Annotated in this window: 13 protein-coding genes; 1 reads left to right on the forward strand and 12 read right to left on the reverse strand. The window is 72.0% G+C overall.

Features of this window, described 5'->3' with window-relative positions; all coding sequences use genetic code 11:
- Positions 1 to 50 precede the first annotated feature (50 nt).
- Positions 51 to 1403: an OFA family MFS transporter gene (locus tag ACFVS9_RS27825; RefSeq protein ID WP_389936521.1), complete on the forward strand. Its 1353-nt coding sequence runs from the start codon at positions 51 to 53 to the stop codon at positions 1401 to 1403.
- Positions 1404 to 1468: 65 nt separating this feature from the next.
- On the opposite strand, the gene ACFVS9_RS27830 is transcribed toward ACFVS9_RS27825, so the two are convergent.
- The 12 genes from ACFVS9_RS27830 to ACFVS9_RS27885 all read right to left on the reverse strand — a co-directional run bounded on the left by ACFVS9_RS27830 (position 1469) and on the right by ACFVS9_RS27885 (position 17445).
- Positions 1469 to 2539, reverse strand: coding sequence for a sugar phosphate isomerase/epimerase family protein (locus ACFVS9_RS27830; RefSeq protein WP_389936524.1), 1071 nt, complete (start codon positions 2537 to 2539; stop codon positions 1469 to 1471).
- A 41-nt stretch (positions 2540 to 2580) separates the two neighbouring features.
- Entirely contained in the window at positions 2581 to 3972 is a 1392-nt protein-coding gene (locus ACFVS9_RS27835) for an alkaline phosphatase family protein (RefSeq protein WP_389936527.1), read from the reverse strand.
- Positions 3969 to 5144, reverse strand: a complete 1176-nt coding sequence (eboE, locus tag ACFVS9_RS27840; protein WP_383116733.1) for a metabolite traffic protein EboE — start codon at positions 5142 to 5144, stop codon at positions 3969 to 3971. Before eboE ends, ACFVS9_RS27835 begins: the two co-directional genes overlap by 4 nt.
- A gap of 3 nt (positions 5145 to 5147) precedes the next feature.
- Positions 5148 to 5996, reverse strand: a complete 849-nt coding sequence (locus ACFVS9_RS27845) for a TatD family hydrolase (protein ID WP_389936530.1) — start codon at positions 5994 to 5996, stop codon at positions 5148 to 5150.
- The gene (locus tag ACFVS9_RS27850) at positions 5996 to 6619 is read right to left on the reverse strand and encodes an EboA domain-containing protein (RefSeq protein ID WP_389936534.1); all 624 of its coding nucleotides are present in this window, start codon (positions 6617 to 6619) and stop codon (positions 5996 to 5998) included. The genes ACFVS9_RS27845 and ACFVS9_RS27850 overlap by 1 nt, the downstream gene beginning before the upstream one ends.
- Positions 6613 to 7476, reverse strand: coding sequence for a sugar phosphate isomerase/epimerase family protein (locus ACFVS9_RS27855; RefSeq protein WP_389936537.1), 864 nt, complete (start codon positions 7474 to 7476; stop codon positions 6613 to 6615). The genes ACFVS9_RS27850 and ACFVS9_RS27855 overlap by 7 nt, the downstream gene beginning before the upstream one ends.
- On the reverse strand, positions 7473 to 8774 hold the full coding sequence (locus ACFVS9_RS27860) for a UbiA family prenyltransferase (protein WP_389936539.1): 1302 nt from the start codon (positions 8772 to 8774) through the stop codon (positions 7473 to 7475). The genes ACFVS9_RS27855 and ACFVS9_RS27860 overlap by 4 nt, the downstream gene beginning before the upstream one ends.
- Positions 8771 to 9889 carry an inositol-3-phosphate synthase gene (locus ACFVS9_RS27865; protein WP_383116728.1) on the reverse strand — a complete coding sequence of 373 codons (1119 nt, stop codon included), beginning with the start codon at positions 9887 to 9889 and terminating at the stop codon, positions 8771 to 8773. Before ACFVS9_RS27865 ends, ACFVS9_RS27860 begins: the two co-directional genes overlap by 4 nt.
- Positions 9890 to 9984: 95 nt before the next feature.
- Complete coding sequence (locus ACFVS9_RS27870; protein WP_389936542.1) at positions 9985 to 13692, reverse strand: ThuA domain-containing protein; 3708 nt, start codon at positions 13690 to 13692, stop codon at positions 9985 to 9987.
- Positions 13693 to 14122: 430 nt separating this feature from the next.
- Positions 14123 to 15127 carry a sugar phosphate isomerase/epimerase family protein gene (locus tag ACFVS9_RS27875; RefSeq protein WP_383116726.1) on the reverse strand — a complete coding sequence of 335 codons (1005 nt, stop codon included), beginning with the start codon at positions 15125 to 15127 and terminating at the stop codon, positions 14123 to 14125.
- Between the two features lie 12 nt (positions 15128 to 15139).
- A complete protein-coding gene (locus ACFVS9_RS27880; RefSeq protein WP_383116725.1) occupies positions 15140 to 16360 on the reverse strand; it encodes a Gfo/Idh/MocA family protein in 1221 nt (406 codons plus the stop codon).
- A 47-nt stretch (positions 16361 to 16407) separates the two neighbouring features.
- Positions 16408 to 17445: a substrate-binding domain-containing protein gene (locus tag ACFVS9_RS27885; protein ID WP_383116724.1), complete on the reverse strand. Its 1038-nt coding sequence runs from the start codon at positions 17443 to 17445 to the stop codon at positions 16408 to 16410.
- Positions 17446 to 17505: the final 60 nt, after the last annotated feature.

Consider the following 17505-nt stretch of genomic DNA (forward strand, 5'->3'; position numbering starts at 1 on the left):
CGGGCAGGGGCGCCGGCCAGACTTCTTCCACGCAAGGGGTTCGATCGACAATGACGACAACAGAACTCTCCACCTCCGTCCCCTTCAGGGAGGTGACGGATCGCAACGGCCGCACGTACCGGCTCGGCGAGACCGACCGGAACATCCTGGGGCGGGCGCGCTGGACGATGGTGCTCTTCCCCTGGATCGGGATGCTGGGCATCAGCTCGTCGGAGTACGCGTTCACCTCCGCCGAGGAGACGCTGCACGAGGCCCACCTGTGGAGCAGCGGGCACATCTTCTGGCTCATGGGCGTCTGGGTGTTCTTCCAGGCGGCCGTCGCCTTCCCGGCCGGGAAGCTGCGCGAGAGCGGCAGGCTCTCGGCCAAGAGCGCCATGCTCCTCGGCGCGTGCGGCACGCTGGTGGGCTACCTGTCGCTGGCGTTCGCGCCGCACGTGGTCGTCGCCTACTTCGGCTTCGGCATGTTCAGCGGCATCAGCGCGGGCCTGGTCTACGCGACCTGCGTCAACATGGTCGGGAAGTGGTACCCGGAGCGCAAGGGCGGCAAGACGGGGCTGGTCAACGGCGGCTTCGCCTACGGATCGGTACCGTTCGTCTTCCTCTTCACCTCGTACATGGACCTGTCCGACTACGAGGGTGTGCTGGTGTTCGTCGGCGCCGTCTGCTGCGCCACGGTCGGGACCGCCGGGTGGTTCTTCAAGGACCCGCCGAAGAACTGGTGGCCGTCGCACGTGGACCCGCTGAAGGTCTCGGACGACCCGCGCATCGTACGGTCGCTGGCGAAGAACCCTCCGGCGGTCAAGCAGTACAGCCCGCGCGAGGCGGCGCGCACGCCGGTGCTGTGGATGATGTGGTTCTGCCTGCTGTGCACGGCGGGCATCAACATCTTCGGCATAGCGATGCAGGTGCCGTTCGGCAAGGAGATGGGCTTCGCCGGCGGCATCGTGGCCACCGCCATGTCGCTGAAGGCCATCGTGAACGGCACGGGCCGGGGGGTGATCGGCTGGATCTCCGACCGTTACGGACGCCGCACCACCCTGATCTTCGTCTGTGTCGTGCTGGGCGCCGCGCAGTTCGGTGTCTACTTCTCCGGGAGCATCGGCTCGATGCCGTTCTTCCTGTTCTGCTCGATGGTGTCCGGGTTCGGCGGCGGGGCCATCTTCCCGCTGTTCGCGGCGATGACGGCGGACTTCTTCGGCGAGAACAACAACGCCTCCAACTACGGCGTGGTCTACAGCTCCAAGCTGGTCTCCGGGCTGCTGGGTTCCGGCATGGGCGCGGTCGTCGTGGGGCACTGGGGCTACGGCGCCGCGTTCGGCATCGCCGGCTGTGTGGGCGTGTGCTCGGCGGTCCTCGCGTTCTTCCTGAGGGCGCCGGGCCGGCCGGACGCGCCACGCGCCTGACCGCGGGCCGTGCGCGCACGGCGGTACGGGGGCCCGCGACGCGCCCCCGTACCGCCGTGTGCGGGTCAGTCCCCGCAGCGGCTCTCGCGGAGCGCGTGCAGGTGCTCGCTGGACCTGCGGGCGAAGGCGAGCGACTCGACGGGGTTGTCGTGCTCGGTCTGCCAGTGGTGGTAGGTACGGCCCCGCTGGGTCCGCGCGGTGACCCGGCTCAGGAAGTTCGTGTAGTCGATGTCCCCGTCACCGACGTCCGTCATGTCGTAGCCGTCGCGGGCGGCGTCGTTGCGGGTGCCGTCCTTCACGTGGAAGAGGGGGTAGCGGTCGGGCTGCTTCAGTACGTAGTCGATGGGGTTGAAGGGGGCCGGCGTACCGTCCGCCCGCCTGCCGAAGCGGAACTGGGCGCTGAACGCCCAGTAGATGTCCATCTCGAGGTAGACCAGGTCGGGGTCGGTCTCGGCGAGCAGGACGTCGTAGAGGCGGACCTTCGGCTTGTCGGTCGCGAAGGAGAACTCCTCCGCGTGGTTGTGCTGGTAGAACTTCATGCCGCGCTTGCGGGCGGCGGCGCCGTAGGTGTTGAAGTCCTCGGCGGCCCGCTTCCAGCCGTCCACCGTGGAGCCGTAGCGGAACGGGCCGGAGGCGGTGCCGATGTGCTTGAGGCCGAGGGCTTCCGCCTCGTCGAGGACCTTGGTGAGGTTCTGGGCGAAGGTGTAGGCGCCGGGGTTGTTGTCGTCGTAGTAGCCGACGTGGCTGCCTATGGGGTTCAGCCCGTGGTTCCTGGCCAGCTTCCTGAGCTGGGCGAGGGAGATGGCGCCCGCCGAGCCCTGGGTGTATCCGGCGAACTCGATCTCGTCGTAGCCGTACTTCTCCAGCTCGGCGAAGACGGGGGCGAAGCCGAGGGTGGAGACCTTGTCGCGGAGGCTGTAGAGCTGGATGCCGAGACGGCCGGGCGGCAGGACGGCACGGCCCTTGTCGTGGCCGTGTCCCTTGTCGTGGCCGTTCGCGTGGCCGTTGTGCGGACCCGCCGCCTGGGCGGCCGCGCCGCTGAGGAGGGTCGCGGCCGTGGCTCCGGCGGCGACGCCCAGGACGTTGCGGCGGCTGAGCCTGCGCGCGAGCTCGGGGTCCTTCGGGGTGCGGCTCATGATCACGGATCTCCTTGTGGACGTGCGGGCGGGGGGGATGGTCAGTGCAGTCCGGCGAGCTGGAGGAGCAGGGACTTCACTTCGGTGGCCTGGACTCGGCCGGTGAGCGCGTGGGGGGCGGAGCAGAGGATGAGCGGACCCTCGTCGTCGCTCGCGGGGAGGCGGCCGTGGCTGCCGCGAATGGGTGAGGGGTCCAGGGGGACGACCGCCATGCGGTAGCGCATCCCGAGCTTCTTGCGGGCGAGGGCCGAGGCGGCCTTGACCCGGACGTAGGGGTCCTGGGGGTCCATGAAGAGCTCGACGGGGTCGTAGCCCGGTTTGCGGTGGATCTCGACGAGCTGCGCGAAGTCGGGTGCGCGGTCGTCGTCGAGCCAGTAGTAGTACGTGAACCAGGCGTCCTTCTCCGCGACGGCGACGAGCTCGCCGGAGCGGGGATGGTCCAGGTGGTGGGCCTTCTTGCCCTCGTCGTCGAGGAGTTCGGCGATGCCCGGCAGGTCCGCGAGGGCTTCGCGGGCCGCTTCCAGGTCCTCGGGCCCGCGCACGTAGACGTGGGCGAGCTGGTGGTCGGCGACCGCGAAGGCACGGGAGGCCATGGGGTCGAGGTACTCCATGCCGTCCTGGGTGTGGACCTCCAGCAGGCCGGCGCGGCGCAGGGCGCGGTTGATGTCCACGGGCCGGTCCACGCGGGTGATGCCGTACTCGGAGAGCGCCACGACGGTGCGCCCGGCGGCCCTGGCCTCGTCGAGCAGGGGGGCGACGGCACGGTCGAGGTCGGCCGCGGCGCGGTGGGAGCGGGGGTCGTCGGGGCCGTAGCGCTGGAGGTCGTAGTCGAGGTGCGGGAGGTAGCAGAGGGCCAGGTCGGGGGCGCGGGTGGTCAGGATGTGGCGGGTGGCGTCGATGATCCACTGCGAGGAGACGAGGTCGGCGCCGGGCCCCCAGAAGTGGAAGAGGGGGAAGGTGCCGAGCTTCTCCGTCAGTTCGTCGTGCAGCGCCGGGGGGCGGGTGTAGCAGTCCGGTTCCTTGCGGCCGTCGGCGTAGTACACGGGGCGGGGGGTGACGGTCCAGTCGGTGTCGGCCCCCATCGCGTACCACCAGCAGATGTTGGCGACGGTGTACCCGGGGTGGGCGCGCCGGGCGGCGTCCCAGAGCTTGTCCCCCTCCACGAGCCCGTTGTGCTGGCGCCACAGCAGGACGTCGCCGAGCTCGCGGAAGTACCAGCCGTTGGCGACGATGCCGTGTTCGGCGGGGTGGGTGCCGGTGAGGAAGGTGGACTGGGCGGCGCAGGTGACGGCGGGCAGCACGGTGGACAGGGGTGCCTTCGATCCGGCCATGGCCCGGAGGTTCGGCATGTGCTGGAGGAGCTGGGGGGTGAGGCCGACGACGTCGAGGACCAGGAGTGGGGTGGGGCGCGTGCCGGTGCCCGGTGCGGTCATGGGAGCTCCTTCAGTCCGAGGTCGGCGAGGAGGTCGCGGGCCAGGGTGAGTTCGGCGGCGATCCCGTCGGCGAGCTGGGTGCGGGTGCGCGGGCGCAGCTCGGCGGGGAGCGCCTGCCAGGTGTACGTCTCGACCTCGAGGTGCCGGGTCAGGGGGGCGGGTCCGCCGACGAGCCGGTCCAGCACGGTCTGGAGCACCGGGAGGGTGGAGGTGAGCGGGGGTGCGGGCGGGGCGTGCAGGGGGACGTGGAAGTGGGAGCGCCAGGGCGTGCCGTCGGGGAGGACACCGCCGGACACCGCCTCCTCCAGGTCGTCGGTCCCCCGCAGGCCCGCCGTGGTGAGGGTGCGGGTCTGGTGCAGGAAGCGGGGTTCGGCGAAGGCGGCCAGTGCCTCGCGCACCTCGGGCAGGTGCGGGTGCTCGGCGTGCAGCGCGGCGGAGAGCTGGGCCTTGGCGATGCCGATCCCGGCGGCGCGCAGGGCGTCGAGCGCGGTGTCCGGGTCCTCGAAGGAGGTGGCGAGGTGGCAGGTGTCGACGCAGACGCCGATGCGGTCGTGTCCGACCTCCGTGAGGGGGCCGATGGCGTCGGCGGTGGTCTCGACGGTGCAGCCCGGTTCGGGTTCGAGGCCGATCCTGATGTCCTTGCCGGTCAGTTCGGCGAGGGCGTCGAGCCGCTGGGCGAGCGTGGTGAGTGCCTTGCGCGCGGTGCCGGCGGCCGTGGGGTCGTCGGCGTAGGGGGTGCGCCAGGCGATCGGCAGGGTGGAGACGGTGCCCTCGGTGACGTCGTCGGGGAGCAGGGCGGCGAGCAGCCGGGCCAGGTCGGTGGTGTGGGCGAGGCGTTCGGGGTCGGTCCAGTCCGGGGTGTAGACGCGGTACTTCACCTCCTGGGCGCCGAACCCCTCGTAGGGGAAGCCGTTGAGGGTGACCACTTCGAGGCCGCGGTGTTCGAGCTCGCCGCGCAGCGCGCGCAGTGCGGCGGGGTCGTTGATCAGGGCGCGGGCGGCGTCCCTGGCGAGCCAGAGTCCGATGCCGAGGCGGTCCCGGCCGAGGCGCCTGCGTACGGGCTCGCAGTGGTCGCGCAGCTGGGCGCGGACCCCTTCGAGGGTCTCGGCGGGGTGCACGTTGGTGCAGTACGCGAGGTGGACGGTGGAGCCGTCGGGGTGGCGGAAGCGCATGGCTCACTCCCCGCCGCGGAGGATGGAGTTGCCTTCGTGGAGCGGGGCGGGGGCGGCGGTGTCGAGCTGGAGCCTGCCGCTCTGCCCGTAGAAGGCGACGGGGTTGCGCCAGAGGACCTTGTCGACCTCGTCCTCGTCGAATCCGGCCTTCAGCATGGTTTCGGCGACCTTGCGGGTCTTCAGCGGGTCGCTCCTGCCCCAGTCCGCGGCGGAGTTGACGAGGATCCTGTCGGTGCCGTGGTTCCGCAGGACGGTGATCATGCGGTCCTCGTCCATCTTGGTGTCGGGGTAGATGGAGAAGCCGGCCCAGCAGCCGCTGTCCAGGGCGTCCTGGACGGTCGTCTCGTTGAGGTGGTCGAGCAGGACGGACCCCGGGGGGAGGTCGGACTCCCGGACGACGTCGATGGTGCGGCGCAGACCGGCGAGCTTGTCGCGGTGCGGGGTGTGGACGAGTGCGGGGAGACCGTGGTCGGCGGCGAGCTGGAGCTGGGTCGCGAGCGCGGTGTCCTCGGCGGGTGTCATCGAGTCGTAGCCGATCTCGCCGACGGCGACGACGGAGTCCTTGACGAGGTAGCGGGGCAGGGCGTCCAGGACGGGGGTGCAGCGCGGGTCGTTCGCCTCCTTGGGGTTGAGGGCGAGCGTGCAGTGGTGCGCGATGCCGTACTGGGCGGCGCGGAAGGGCTCCCAGCCGAGGAGTGCGTCGAAGTAGTCGAAGAAGCTGGCGGGCGAGGTGCGGGGCTGGCCGAGCCAGAAGGAGGGTTCGACGAGGGCCCGGACCCCGGCGTCGTACATCGCCTGGTAGTCGTCCGTGGTGCGGGACGTCATGTGGATGTGGGGGTCGAAGATGCGCATCAGGACTCCTCCGTGGGGGCGGGCGCCGGGGCCGTGAGGTCGAGGACGGTCCGCAGACCGGTGGGGACGGCACGCCCCGCCGCTGTGCGTTCTGCTGCGAAGTCGCCGAGCATGCGGGCGAGTTCGGCGTCTCCGCGGGCCCGCTCGGCGAGCCGGTCGAGGGCCTCCACGGGGACCTCGGTGAAGAGGCACTTCAGGACGGCGTGCCGCCAGCCGTGCGCGTCGAGGTGGGCGGCGCCGTAGGGGCCGACGGCCGCGGCGACGAGGCGGGTGTCGTTGGTGCGCAGGGCGTCCTCGACGAGCGGGAGCGCGGTGGCGCCGACGTCGAGCCGGTGCAGGGTGAGCAGGACGGCGCGCCGCTCGGCGGCGGTGCCCTGCTCGTAGAGCCGCGTCACGGCGGGCAGCCCCGCCCGGGCCTCGACGAGCAGCAGGGCGCGTACGGAGTCGGCGTGTTCGAGGCCGCAGTGTCTTCCCGCGGAGGCGAACCGCAGCTGCCAGGGTGGGTCACCGCTGTCGGCGTCGGGGTGGGCCGCGGCGTGCGCGGCCTCGGCGAGCGCCTCGTCGAGCCAGGCCCTGGCCGCACCGCGGAGCAGGGCGTCGAGTTCCTCGCGGCTGGTCAGCACGGTGCGGCTCCGTCCGTCGTCCCGGTGGCCCGGCGCAGGAAGTCGAGTGAGGCGCGGGCGAGTTCGGGGCCCGCGTGGGAGTGCCGGGGCAGTTCGACGACGGTGAGGCCGGCGTATCCGGTGGCGGCGAGCGCTTCGAGTACCGGCGGGAAGTCGATCTCGCCGTCGCCGAACGGCAGGTGTTCGTGGACGCCGCGTCGCATGTCCTCGATCTGGACGTGGCGCAGCCAGGGGGCGGCCTCCTTCACGCAGTCGGCGGGCGAGGCGGGTTCCAGGCACTGGCAGTGGCCGATGTCGAGGGTGAGTCCGAGGGGGCCCGGGTCGCCGAGGAGGGTGCGCAGGTGGTGGAAGTCGGCGAGCGACGCCAGGAGGTGGCCGGGTTCGGGTTCGACGGCGAGGGGGACGCCCGCGCGTTCGGCGGCGTCCAGCACGGGGGCGAGGGCGCCGGTCAGCCGTTCCCAGGCGGTGTCGGTGGCGGTGTCGGGCGGGGTGATGCCGCTGAAGCAGTGCACGGCGTGGGCTCCGAGGTCGGCGGCCACGCCGACGGCCGTGACGAGCAGGTCCGCGCGGGCGGCGCGGGCCTCGGGGTCGGGGTCGAGGAGGGAGGGGCCGTGTTTGCGCCGGGGGTCCAGGACGTAGCGGGCGCCGGTCTCGACGGTGACGCCGAGGCCCAGTCCGGTGAGCCTGCGGGCCACCTGGCGGGTGCGCGCCGCGAGGTCCGGGGCGAGCGGGTCGAGGTGCATGTGGTCGAGGGTCAGGCCGACCCCGTCGTAGCCGAGGTCGGCGAGGAGGCCGAGGGCGTCGTCGAGCCGGAGGTCGGTGAGTCCGTTGGTTCCGTAGCCGAGGCGGAGGGTCATGTGGGGCTCACCTTCCTGGAGAGGGCGCGGGCGAGGGGGACGAGTGCCATGGCCGCGAGCCCGGCGAGGGGTGCCCCGGCCCTGGCCGCGAGTGCGGCCTGGAGCGGGATCATCGCCCGGATGCCGCCGCCGACGGCACGCTGGGTGAGGGGCGGGGACGGGTTGAGGGCCGCGTGCAGGAGGGGGACGGCGCAGGTGCGGAGGTAGGCGGCGGCGAACGCGGGGAGCAGGAGCCGTTCGGCGGTGCCGTGTGCGCGGGGTGGCTCGCCCCGGGCCGGTCCGCCGCGCAGGACGGCCGCCCCGAGTCCGGCGGCACCGGCCAGGGCCGCGAGCGGTGCGGCGGTGGAGCCGCCCCGCGCCTCGTGCCGGGACACGGCGGTGACGGCGTAGGTGTGCGCGCCGAGCGCGAGGGCGGCGGGGAGCGCGGCGGAGGCCGCGCGAGCGGGGGGTGCGGTGGGCGGCTGCCTGCGCGGGCCGGCGAGGGCGGTGACGGTCACGGGCCGTCCGCCCTGTCGCGTACCGGTGACGGGCCGTCCGCCCTGTCGCGTACCGATGACGGGCCGTCCGCCCTGTCGCGTCCCGGTCGCGGGCCGGGCGGCCGGGGCGGTCCCGCGCCCGGCGGCCACCACGGTCTCCGGGCCGCCGCCCGCCCTCGCGGAGCCCGTCACCGTCGGGGTCCCGGCCTGCGTCGCGGATCCCGTCGCCGTCGCCGTGGCGCCGAGCAGCAGGTCCAGGGCGCGGGCCGAGGCCATCGCCGCCGGCCCCAGCTTCGTGTGCTTGAGCCGCAGGTCGTAGGCCCAGACCGTGGCCGCCAGACCGGATGCCACGGCGAGGGCGGGCCGGCCCGCCCGGGCGGCCAGGGTGAGTCCGGCCGCCGTCAGGACGCCCGCCGCCGCCAGCGCGGCCCCCGGCGCGACACGGCCCGAGGGGATCGGCCGGTGCGGGCGGTCGACGGCGTCCTCCTCGCGGTCCGCCCAGTCGTTGAGGGCCATGCCCGCCTCGTACAGGCACAGCGAGGCGCCGACGGCGAGGGCGGTGCCCCGGCCGGGACGGAGGCCCGCGGCGGACGCTCCGGCAAGCGCGTCACCCGGCACGGTGAACAGCGCGGACACCCGGAGCAGTTCCGCCCAGGCCCGCAGTCGCTCCCGGGGGGCGGGCCTGTCCGGCGCGGGCGCAGTCCCGCCCGCGCCGGACAGACGTTCTGGTGGGACCCGCACCGCGCCGGCCGTGGTCCCCCGGCCGGGTCCGAGCAGTCGCGGGGAGCCGGTCACGGCCGCGAGCAGCCGCAGGGCCTTCACCGGGCGGCCCGCAGGCGTCCGGCGAAGTCCAGCAGCGCCGCGTACTGCTCGGGGAGCCCGGCCGGTCCGCCGTCCGGGTCCTTGAAGTAGAAGCCGAGTTCGGGCCGGGGGCCTGTCAGTCCCGCCTCGTGGGCACGGGCCAGCAGCCGGGCCAGGTCCAGGACCAGCGGTGCGGCGAGGGCGGAGTCGCAGCCCTGCCAGATCGTCTGGAGGATCATCCGCGAGCCGAGGAACCCGTCGAAGGCGATGTGGTCCCAGGCGGTCTTCCAGTCCCCCATGGCCGGTACGTCGTCGATGTGGACCTCGCCCTCCGGCGCGGCTCCGAGGGTGTCGGCCAGTACGCGTTCCTTGCCCGCGTTCTTGGCGGCCGCGGCGGCCGGGTCGGACAGCGCCGCCCCGTCCCCGCCGCCCAGGAGGTTCGTGCCCGACCAGGCGCGTACCGGCAGCGCGCGCTGGACGAACATCGGCGCGAGCACGGAGCGCAGCAGCGTCTGGCCGGTCTTGCCGTCGCGCCCGGCGTGGGGAAGGCCGCAGGACCCGACGGCGTCCTGGAGCTCCGGGCTGCGCAGCCCGGTGGACGGCGTGAAGTTGACGTACGGGCAGCCCGCGCGGAGCGCGGCCGCCGCGTAGAGGGAGCTGGCGGGGAGCCGGGAGTCGTCCTCGCCGGGGGCGGGCTCGGTCGAGGCGACGTTGATGACGACGGTGCGGGCCAGCCCGTGCCGGGCGGTGAAGTCCTCGATGTCGGCGGCGAAGGCGGTGATGAGCTCCTCGTCGGTGCGGGTGTCGCCGGGCAGCGGGCCGCCGGGCCGTATCTCCGCGTCCGCGGCGCCGAGTTCGGCCTGCACGGCCGAGGGCAGTCCGTAGGGGAGCACTCCGCCGGCCGCCAGGGCCTCGGCCCGCTTGGGCAGGGGGCAGTCGAGGGTGTCGTGGCCGCCGAAGACGAGGGAGGTCAGTGGCGCCAGCCCGGTGCCGTTGAAGGGTGGTGTCTCGGTGACCATGCCGGTCGGCGGATGGAGCCCCGCCGCGACGGCCGCGCACCCCGCGGTGGCGGTGGTGGCGACGGAGCCGCGTGCTCCTATGAACCAGACTCCGGTACGAACGGCATGTGAGGTCACGGGCTGCCTCCTTGGGAGATGAAGAAGGGGTGGTGTGCGGCGGGCGGGGAAGAGGTGCGCTTCCCCGCCCGCCGCCGGCGCAGGAGGTGGCCGCCCTACGTCGAGGGCAGCTCCTTCAGCTGGATGTTGCGGAAGGACACGTGGTCGTCGGCCCCGTGGTTCTGGAGACCGATGTAGCCGCTCCTGAGGCTGCGGACCGGGTCCGTGTTGGTGAAGTCGTTGATCTTCACACCGTTGAGGAAGACCTGGAGCCGCTCGCCCTGGACCTTGATCTCGTAGCTGTTCCACTGGCCGGGCGGCCGCAGGACCTGGTCACGGGCCTTGATGTTGGCGGACTTGAAGGTGTAGATGGCGCCCGTCGTGCGGTCGGGGGCGTCGGTGGCGTCGATCTGGACCTCGTAGCCGTTGTTCACCGCGGACCACGGGTCCTGCGACTCGGGGAACCCGACGAAGACACCGGAGTTGTCGTCGCCCTCCATCTTCCAGTCGAGCTTCAGCGAGTAGGCCTTCAGCTCCTTGGCCTGGTAGGTCAGGAGTCCCATGCCGCCCCGGGTGCGCAGCTCGCCGTCCACCACGTCGAACGTGCCCGGACCGGCCTGCTTCCACCCTTCGAGGGTCTTCCCGTTGAAGATCGTCCGGTAGCCGGTGTCCGGCTTGCAGTTGGCCTTGACCTGTCCGGCGGCGTAGCGCAGACCGCCCAGCAGGTGCTGGCGGAAGGCGGGTTCGGCGTAGGACTCCTTGGTGTGGCCGAGGCCGGTGTAGAAGGAACGGCCGCCCTGGTACGCCTGGCACCAGGAGATCGGGTGGTCGCCCTTCATCGTGCCGCCGGTGTAGGTGGTCTCGTCGAGGGTGGCGAGGACCTGGGCCTTGTCCCGGGGGTTGGTGCGGTAGTTGTACCACTCGTCGGTGCGGTCCCAGGCGTCGTCCAGGTGGGCGGTCGCCGGATGGTCGTGGTTCTCCACGCGGACGGTCGCGGGCTGGATCTGCGGGTGGGAATCGAAGTAGGCCCCGACGAGGCCGCCGTAGAACTCCCAGTCGTACTCGGTGTCGGCCGCCGCGTGGACGCCCATGTAACCGCCGCCGGTGGCCACGAAGTTCTCGAAGGCCTTCTGCTGGTCGGCGTTGAGCACGTCACCGGTCGTCGAGAGGAAGACGACGGCGTCGTAGCGCGCCAGGTTGCTGGTGGTGAACTGGCCGGCCTCCTCGGTGGAGTCGACCGTGATGTTGGTGTCCTTGCCGAGCTCCTTGAGCGAGGCGATGCCCTCGGGGATCGAGTCGTGCCGGAAGCCGCCCGTCTTGGAGAAGACGAGGACGCGCTTCGCGGTCCGGTCGACCGGGCTGTTCGAGAGCTCGAACTCGTCGATGTCGTACAGCGCTCCGGCTCCGCCCTTGAAGACCAGGAAGAGTGCCGTGGCCTTCTTCGGTGCGCCGCGCAGCGGCACGTCGATGTCCTGGAAGGTGTCCCAGCTGCCGGTCACCGGGACGGGCGCGGAGCCGAGGATCTTGCCGGTGGGCGATCCGGCCCGCACTTCGAGGAAGCCTCCCGCGCCGGCCGAGGAGGTACGGGCGGTGAGCTTGGTGGAGCCGTCGAGGACGTACGGGGTGAAGGAGATCCAGTCGTCGTTGTGGATGTCGCCGACCGTCCGGCCGCCGTGGGCGCTGGTCTTGCCCGGTGTGGTGATGCCGAAGGAGTCGTCGAAGTGCTCGGCCTGGCGCAGCCGCGGCTGGAGCTTCGCGCCGTCACGGCCGGTCAGTGCGGCCTGGCCGCCGCCGCCACCGTCGGTGTAGGACGCGGAGATCCCGCCGTAGATGTTGGCGTTGGGGTCGTGGCCGCCCTCCATCGCGGTCTTGATGGTGCCTTCGCAGCCGTGCTCGGTGGTGATGTCGTGGCCGTGGCTGTCGTGGCCCAGGGTGAACTTGACCTCGACCTTGGAGCAGTCGATGGTGCCGTCCTCCGGGTCGGTGACGGTCACCTTGAAGGGCACGGCGTCGCCGAACTCGAACGGCTGCCCGTCGGCCGGGGCCTGGAGCACGACGGTGGGCGCGGTGTTGCCGACGGTGATGTGCACGCTCGCCGAGCCGGTGCGTCCCGTCGGGTCCTCGGCGGTCAGGGTGGCGACGTAGGTGCCGTTCTTCTTGTACGTGTAGGTGGGGTTGGCGGCCTTGGAGGTGCCGCCGTCACCGAAGTCCCAGGCGTACGTCAGCGGGTCGCCGTCCCCGTCGGTGGTGCCGGCGGAGGAGAACTTCACCTTGAGGGGGGCGACACCCGAGGTCTTGTCCGAGGATGCCTCGGCGATGGGTGAGCGGCCGCCCGTGGCGTTCTCGATGCGGTACAGCGCCGAGTGCTCGTCACCGCCGAACCAGGAGAGGCCGTAGTCCAGGACGTACAGCGCGCCGTCGGGGCCGAAGGCCATGTCCATGACCTGGGTGCCGGTCCACGGGATGTCGTTGATGGACTGCACGGTGCCGTCGGCGTCCTGCTCGATGCGCTTGATCCACTGGCGTCCGAACTCTCCGGCGAAGAAGTCGCCGTCGTACTCCTCGGGGAACTTCACCGGTGAGTCGAGGTCCGCGTCGTAGCGGTAGACGGGTCCGCCCATCGGGGACTCCGAGCCGGTGCCGAACTCGGGCACGGATCCGCCGTCGTAGGGGATCCACGCGGGCTGGGACGGCGGCAGGTCCACGAGGCCGGTGTTGTGCGCCGAGTCGTTCTTCGGGGCGGCGCAGTCGAAGGCCGGACCGGAGGTCCCGGTCGCGAAGTCGTAGTCGCGGAAGGGGTCGTTGGCGCCGGTGCAGAACGGCCAGCCGAAGTTCCCGGCCTCGGTGATCCGGGCGAACTCCACCTGTCCGGCCGGGCCGCGGTTCGGGTCGGCGGCGCCGGCGTCCGGCCCGTAGTCACCGACGTACAGGACGCCGGTGGCCTTGTCGACGCTGAAGCGGAACGGGTTGCGCAGGCCCATCGCGTAGATCTCGGGGCGGGTCTTGTCCGTGCCGGGCTCGAACAGGTTGCCCTCGGGCACGGTGTACGAGCCGTCGTCGGCGACCTTGATGCGCAGGACCTTGCCCCGCAGGTCGTTGGTGTTGCCCGCGGTGCGGCGGGCGTCGAACGCCGGGTTGCGGTCGGGGCGGTCGTCGAGCGGGGAGAACCCGTCGGAGGCGAACGGGTTGGTGTCGTCACCCGTCGAGAGGTAGAGGTTGCCCTGCGCGTCGAAGTCGATGTCCCCGCCGACGTGGCAGCACATGCCGCGGGTGGCCGGGATGTCGAGGACCTTCTTCTCGCTGGCGTTGTCGAGGGTGCCGTCCTCGTTGAGCACGAAGCGGGAGAGCCGGTTCACGCCGTCGAACTTGGCGAAGTCGGCCGCGGTGCCGTTCTCCGGGGCGTCGCCGGCGGGGGTGTCCAGCGGGGGCGCGTAGTAGAGGTAGACCGCCCGGTTCTCCGCGAAGTCCGGGTCGATCCCGACGCCCTGGAGTCCTTCCTCGTCGTGCGAGTAGACGGGGATGGTGCCGGAGATCCGGGTGTTCCCGGCGCTGTCGGTGATCCGCAGCTCGCCGCTGCGCGAGGTGTGCAGCACGCTGAGGTCGGGGAGCACCGCCAGCGACATGGGTTCGCCGGTCTCGGCTGCGCCCTTGGCCAGGGTGACCTGCTGGAAGTCCTCGGCGGCGTCCTGTGCGGCCGCGGCGCGCGGGGCCTGTGCGGTGGCGGCGGGCGAGGAGCCCAGGGTCAGGGTCGCGGCGGCGAGGAGTCCGCCGGTGAAGAGGGCGATCGTCTTTCGGGCGCGGAGCCGTCTGCTGCTTCTGTGCACGTGCGTCCTCCGGGGGGTGCCGGTTGTTCGGGCGGGTGAGGTCTGCCGTCGCGCGGGGACTGCCGCGCTCGTCATCTGGGCCGTGGGGAGCCCGGTGACGCGAGTCATGTCGTGTACACGTAGGGGACGGTAGCTGTGTTCGTCCGCTACGGATAGGCCTTGCGCAGGAGCTGCGTCGAACTTCTGCCGGGGGAAGGACAAAGGCGGTTCAGGGCATGGCGGACCGTCCCCGGGCCCTGGACGGGGCCGGGCCGGAAGGTACGCCGGTCCCCTCCCGGACGAGGCCGGGGAGGCTCCGGCGGTGCCTGGTCCCGGTCACGGGGCCGGGCGCCGCCGGGCGGTCGGGCCCCGGCCGGGGTCTGCCGGCCGGATGGGTCAGGGCCTGCGGTGAGCCGCCCGGACCGGGCGGCTCACCCCTGCGGGCAAGGCCCTACTCGCCCCCGCCGAACGCCGCGTCGAACGACGCGCTCGGCGGGTCGAAGTCGAACCGCTTCAACGAGGCCAGCGCTTCCGGCGCCCCCGTCAGCCGGTCCATGCCCGCGTCCTCCCACTCCACGGAGACCGGGCCTTCGTAGCCGATGGACCGCAGCATCCGGAAGACGTCCTCCCAGGGCACGTCGCCGTGGCCCGCCGAGACGAAGTCCCAGCCGCGCCGCGGATCGCCCCACGGCAGATGGGAGCCGAGACGCCCGTTGCGGCCGTCGAGGCGCTTGCGGGCCTCCTTGCAGTCCACGTGGTAGATCCGGTCCCGGAAGTCGTACAGGAAACCGACCGGGTCCAGGTCCTGCCACACGAAGTGGCTCGGGTCGAAGTTCAGCCCGAACGCGGGCCGGTGGCCCACGGCCTCCAGGGCGCGGTGCGTGGTCCAGTAGTCGTACGCGATCTCGCTCGGGTGCACCTCGTGGGCGAAGCGCACCCCCTCGGCGTCGAAGACGTCCAGGATCGGGTTCCACCGCTCCGCGAAGTCCTCGTAGCCGCGTTCGATCATGTGCGGCGGGACCGGCGGGAACATCGCGACCAGGTGCCAGATCGAGGACCCGGTGAAGCCGATGACCGTGTCGACGCCGAGGGCGGCGGCGGCGCGGGCGGTGTTCTTGATCTCCTCGGCGGCCCGTCGGCGTACGCCCTCGGGCTCCCCGTCCCCCCAGATGCGGGCGGGCAGGATGCCCTGGTGGCGCTCGTCGATCGGACTGTCGCAGACGGCCTGCCCGACCAGGTGGTTGGAGATGGCCCAGCACTTGAGGCCGTACGTGTCGAGGAGCTGGCGCCGGCCCTCGATGTAGCCGGGGTCCGCGAGGGCCTTGTCGACCTCGAAGTGGTCTCCCCAGCAGGCGAGTTCGAGACCGTCGTAGCCGAAGTCCCGGGCGAGCCGGCAGACCTCCTCCAGGGGCAGGTCGGCCCACTGGCCGGTGAAGAGGGTGAAGGGACGGGGCATGCGCGGAACCTCCTAGAAGGGGACCGGGGTGTGTACGGAGTTCTTCGCGGCGCTCTCCTCGACGGCGGCGAGCACCCGCTGGACCTGGAGCCCGTCGGCGAAGGAGGGCACCGGGGCGCCCCCGTCGACGATGGTGCGCACCACGTCACGGGCCTGGTGGACGAAGGTGTGCTCGTAGCCCAGACCGTGCCCCGGCGGCCACCACGCCTCCAGGTAGGGGTGCTGGGGTTCGGTGACGAGGATCCGGCGGAAGCCGGCGCTGGTGGCGGGTTCGGTCTGGTCGTGGAAGGAGAGTTCGTTGAGCCGTTCCAGGTCGAAGGCGATCGAGCCCAGCTCTCCGTTGATCTCCAGCCGCAGCGCGTTCTTGCGGCCCGCCGCCATCCTGGTCGCCTCGAAGGACGCCAGCGCGCCGGACGCCAGACGCCCTGTGAAGAGGGTGGCGTCGTCGACAGTGACCGCCCCCCGCGCGGCACTGTCCGCGGCGCCGGAGAGCCCGGCGGCGGCACCGGCGAGCACGGGCCTCTCCCGTACGAAGGTCTCGCTCACCGCCGAGACCCCGACCAGCGGTTCCCCGGCCAGGTACTGGGCGAGGTCGACGATGTGCGCGCCGAGGTCGCCGAGCGCGCCGGATCCGGCGCGCTCGCGTTCGAGCCGCCAGGTGAGCGGCGACTCGGGGTCCACCAGCCAGTCCTGGAGGTAGGTGGCCCGTACGTGCCGCAGCCTGCCGAGCCGGCCTTCCTCGATCATGGTGCGGGCGTAGGTGAGGGCGGGCACCTTGCGGTAGTTGAAGCCGACCATCGCCACCTGCCCCCGGGCCGCCGCCCGCTCCGCGGCCTCCACCATGGCCTCCGCCTCGGCGACCGTGTTGGCGAGCGGTTTCTCGCACAGCACGTGCTTGCCCGCTTCGAGGGCGGCGATGGCGATCTCCGCATGGCTGTCGCCCGGCGTGCAGATGTCCACCAGCTGCACGTCGTCCCGGGCTATCAGGGCGCGCCAGTCGGTCTCCGCCGCCGCCCATCCGTGCCGGGCGGCGGCGGCCTCGACGGCCGTACGGTCGCGTCCGCATATCGCGGCCAGAGCGGGTCTCACCGGCAGGTCGAAGACGTGTCCCGCGGTGCGCCACCCCTGGGAGTGGGCGGCGCCCATGAACGCGTATCCGACCATGCCGACACCGAGTGTCGCCGTGGGCGGCGGTGCCTCGGTCTCCTGCTCCGTCTCTTCCCTACGGGCCATGCGGACTTCCTCCTCGTCGGTGGTTCGGTGGCTGCGGTGGTGCGGGATCAGCTGAAGCCCGTCGGCAGGTACTGGTCGATGTTCTCCTTGGTGACCACGGCCGAGTACAGGGTCAGCGAGGTCGGGATCTCCATCTCGGAGAGCCCGGCGATCCCCTTGCTCTGGCCGAGGGCGCGCGCCAGGTCGATCGCGGACGCGGCCATCGTCGGCGGGTAGAGCACGGTGGCCTTCAGGACGCTGTTGTCGGCCTTGATGGCGTCCATGGCGGACTTCGCACCGGCGCCGCCGACCATGATGAACTCGTCGCGGCCGGCCTGCTGGATGGCCCGCAGCGCGCCCACGCCCTGGTCGTCGTCGTGGTTCCACAGGGCGTCGAACTGCTTCTGCGCCTGGAGGAGCTGCGCCATCTTGGCCTGGCCCGACTCCACGGTGAAGTCGGCGGCCTGACGGGCCACCAGCTTGATGTTGGAGTAGTTCTTGAGGGCGTCGGCGAATCCCTGGCTGCGCTGCTTGGTGAGCTCCAGGTTGTCGATCCCGGCGAGCTCGACGACCTTGGCGTTCGCCTTGTCCTTGAGCTGCTCGCCGATGTAGTGGCCGGCGTTGAGGCCCATGCCGTAGTTGTCGCCGCCGACCCAGCAGCGGTAGGCCTGCGGCGAGGCGAAGATGCGGTCCAGGTTGACGACCGGGATGCCGGCCCTCATGGCCTCCAGACCGACCTGGGTGAGCGCCTTGCCGTCGGCGGGCAGGACGACGAGTACGTCGACCTTCTTGTTGATGAGGGTCTTGACCTGGCCGATCTGGGCGGCGGTGTCGTTGGAGCCCTCGGTGATCTCCAGGGTCACCTCGGGGTACTTCTCGGCCCGCGACTTGGCGTTGACGTTGATCGCGTTGAGCCATCCGTGGTCCGCCTGGGGACCGGCGAAGCCGATGGTGACGGGCGTGCCCGGCTTGTCGTCGGCGGCGGGCTGGTTGCTCTGCGCGGGCGCCTTCTCCTTGGGCTCGTTGCTGGTACAGGCGGTGAGGAAGGCTCCCGCGGAGACGGCCGCGGTGCCGAAGAGCAGTCCTCTGCGGCTGGTTTCTGGCATGGCTGTGGAACCCTTCATCCGGTGTGACGCGTACGGAACAGCGGGTGGGTGATCGGTGCG

Source organism: Streptomyces sp. NPDC058008 (assembly GCF_042886395.1).
GTDB lineage: Bacteria > Actinomycetota > Actinomycetes > Streptomycetales > Streptomycetaceae > Streptomyces.

What these genes read in the sequence shown, in the direction of transcription:
- ACFVS9_RS27835 (WP_389936527.1), bottom strand. Translation starts at nt 3,972, where the DNA reads ATGACCGCACCGGGCACCGGCACGCGCCCCACCCCACTCCTGGTCCTC.
- ACFVS9_RS27855 (WP_389936537.1), bottom strand. Translation starts at nt 7,476, where the DNA reads ATGACCCTCCGCCTCGGCTACGGAACCAACGGACTCACCGACCTCCGG.
- ACFVS9_RS27885 (WP_383116724.1), bottom strand. Translation starts at nt 17,445, where the DNA reads ATGCCAGAAACCAGCCGCAGAGGACTGCTCTTCGGCACCGCGGCCGTC.
- ACFVS9_RS27845 (WP_389936530.1), bottom strand. Translation starts at nt 5,996, where the DNA reads ATGCGCATCTTCGACCCCCACATCCACATGACGTCCCGCACCACGGAC.
- ACFVS9_RS27875 (WP_383116726.1), bottom strand. Translation starts at nt 15,127, where the DNA reads ATGCCCCGTCCCTTCACCCTCTTCACCGGCCAGTGGGCCGACCTGCCC.
- ACFVS9_RS27825 (WP_389936521.1), top strand. Translation starts at nt 51, where the DNA reads ATGACGACAACAGAACTCTCCACCTCCGTCCCCTTCAGGGAGGTGACG.
- eboE (WP_383116733.1), bottom strand. Translation starts at nt 5,144, where the DNA reads ATGCGCTTCCGCCACCCCGACGGCTCCACCGTCCACCTCGCGTACTGC.
- ACFVS9_RS27830 (WP_389936524.1), bottom strand. Translation starts at nt 2,539, where the DNA reads ATGAGCCGCACCCCGAAGGACCCCGAGCTCGCGCGCAGGCTCAGCCGC.
- ACFVS9_RS27880 (WP_383116725.1), bottom strand. Translation starts at nt 16,360, where the DNA reads ATGGCCCGTAGGGAAGAGACGGAGCAGGAGACCGAGGCACCGCCGCCC.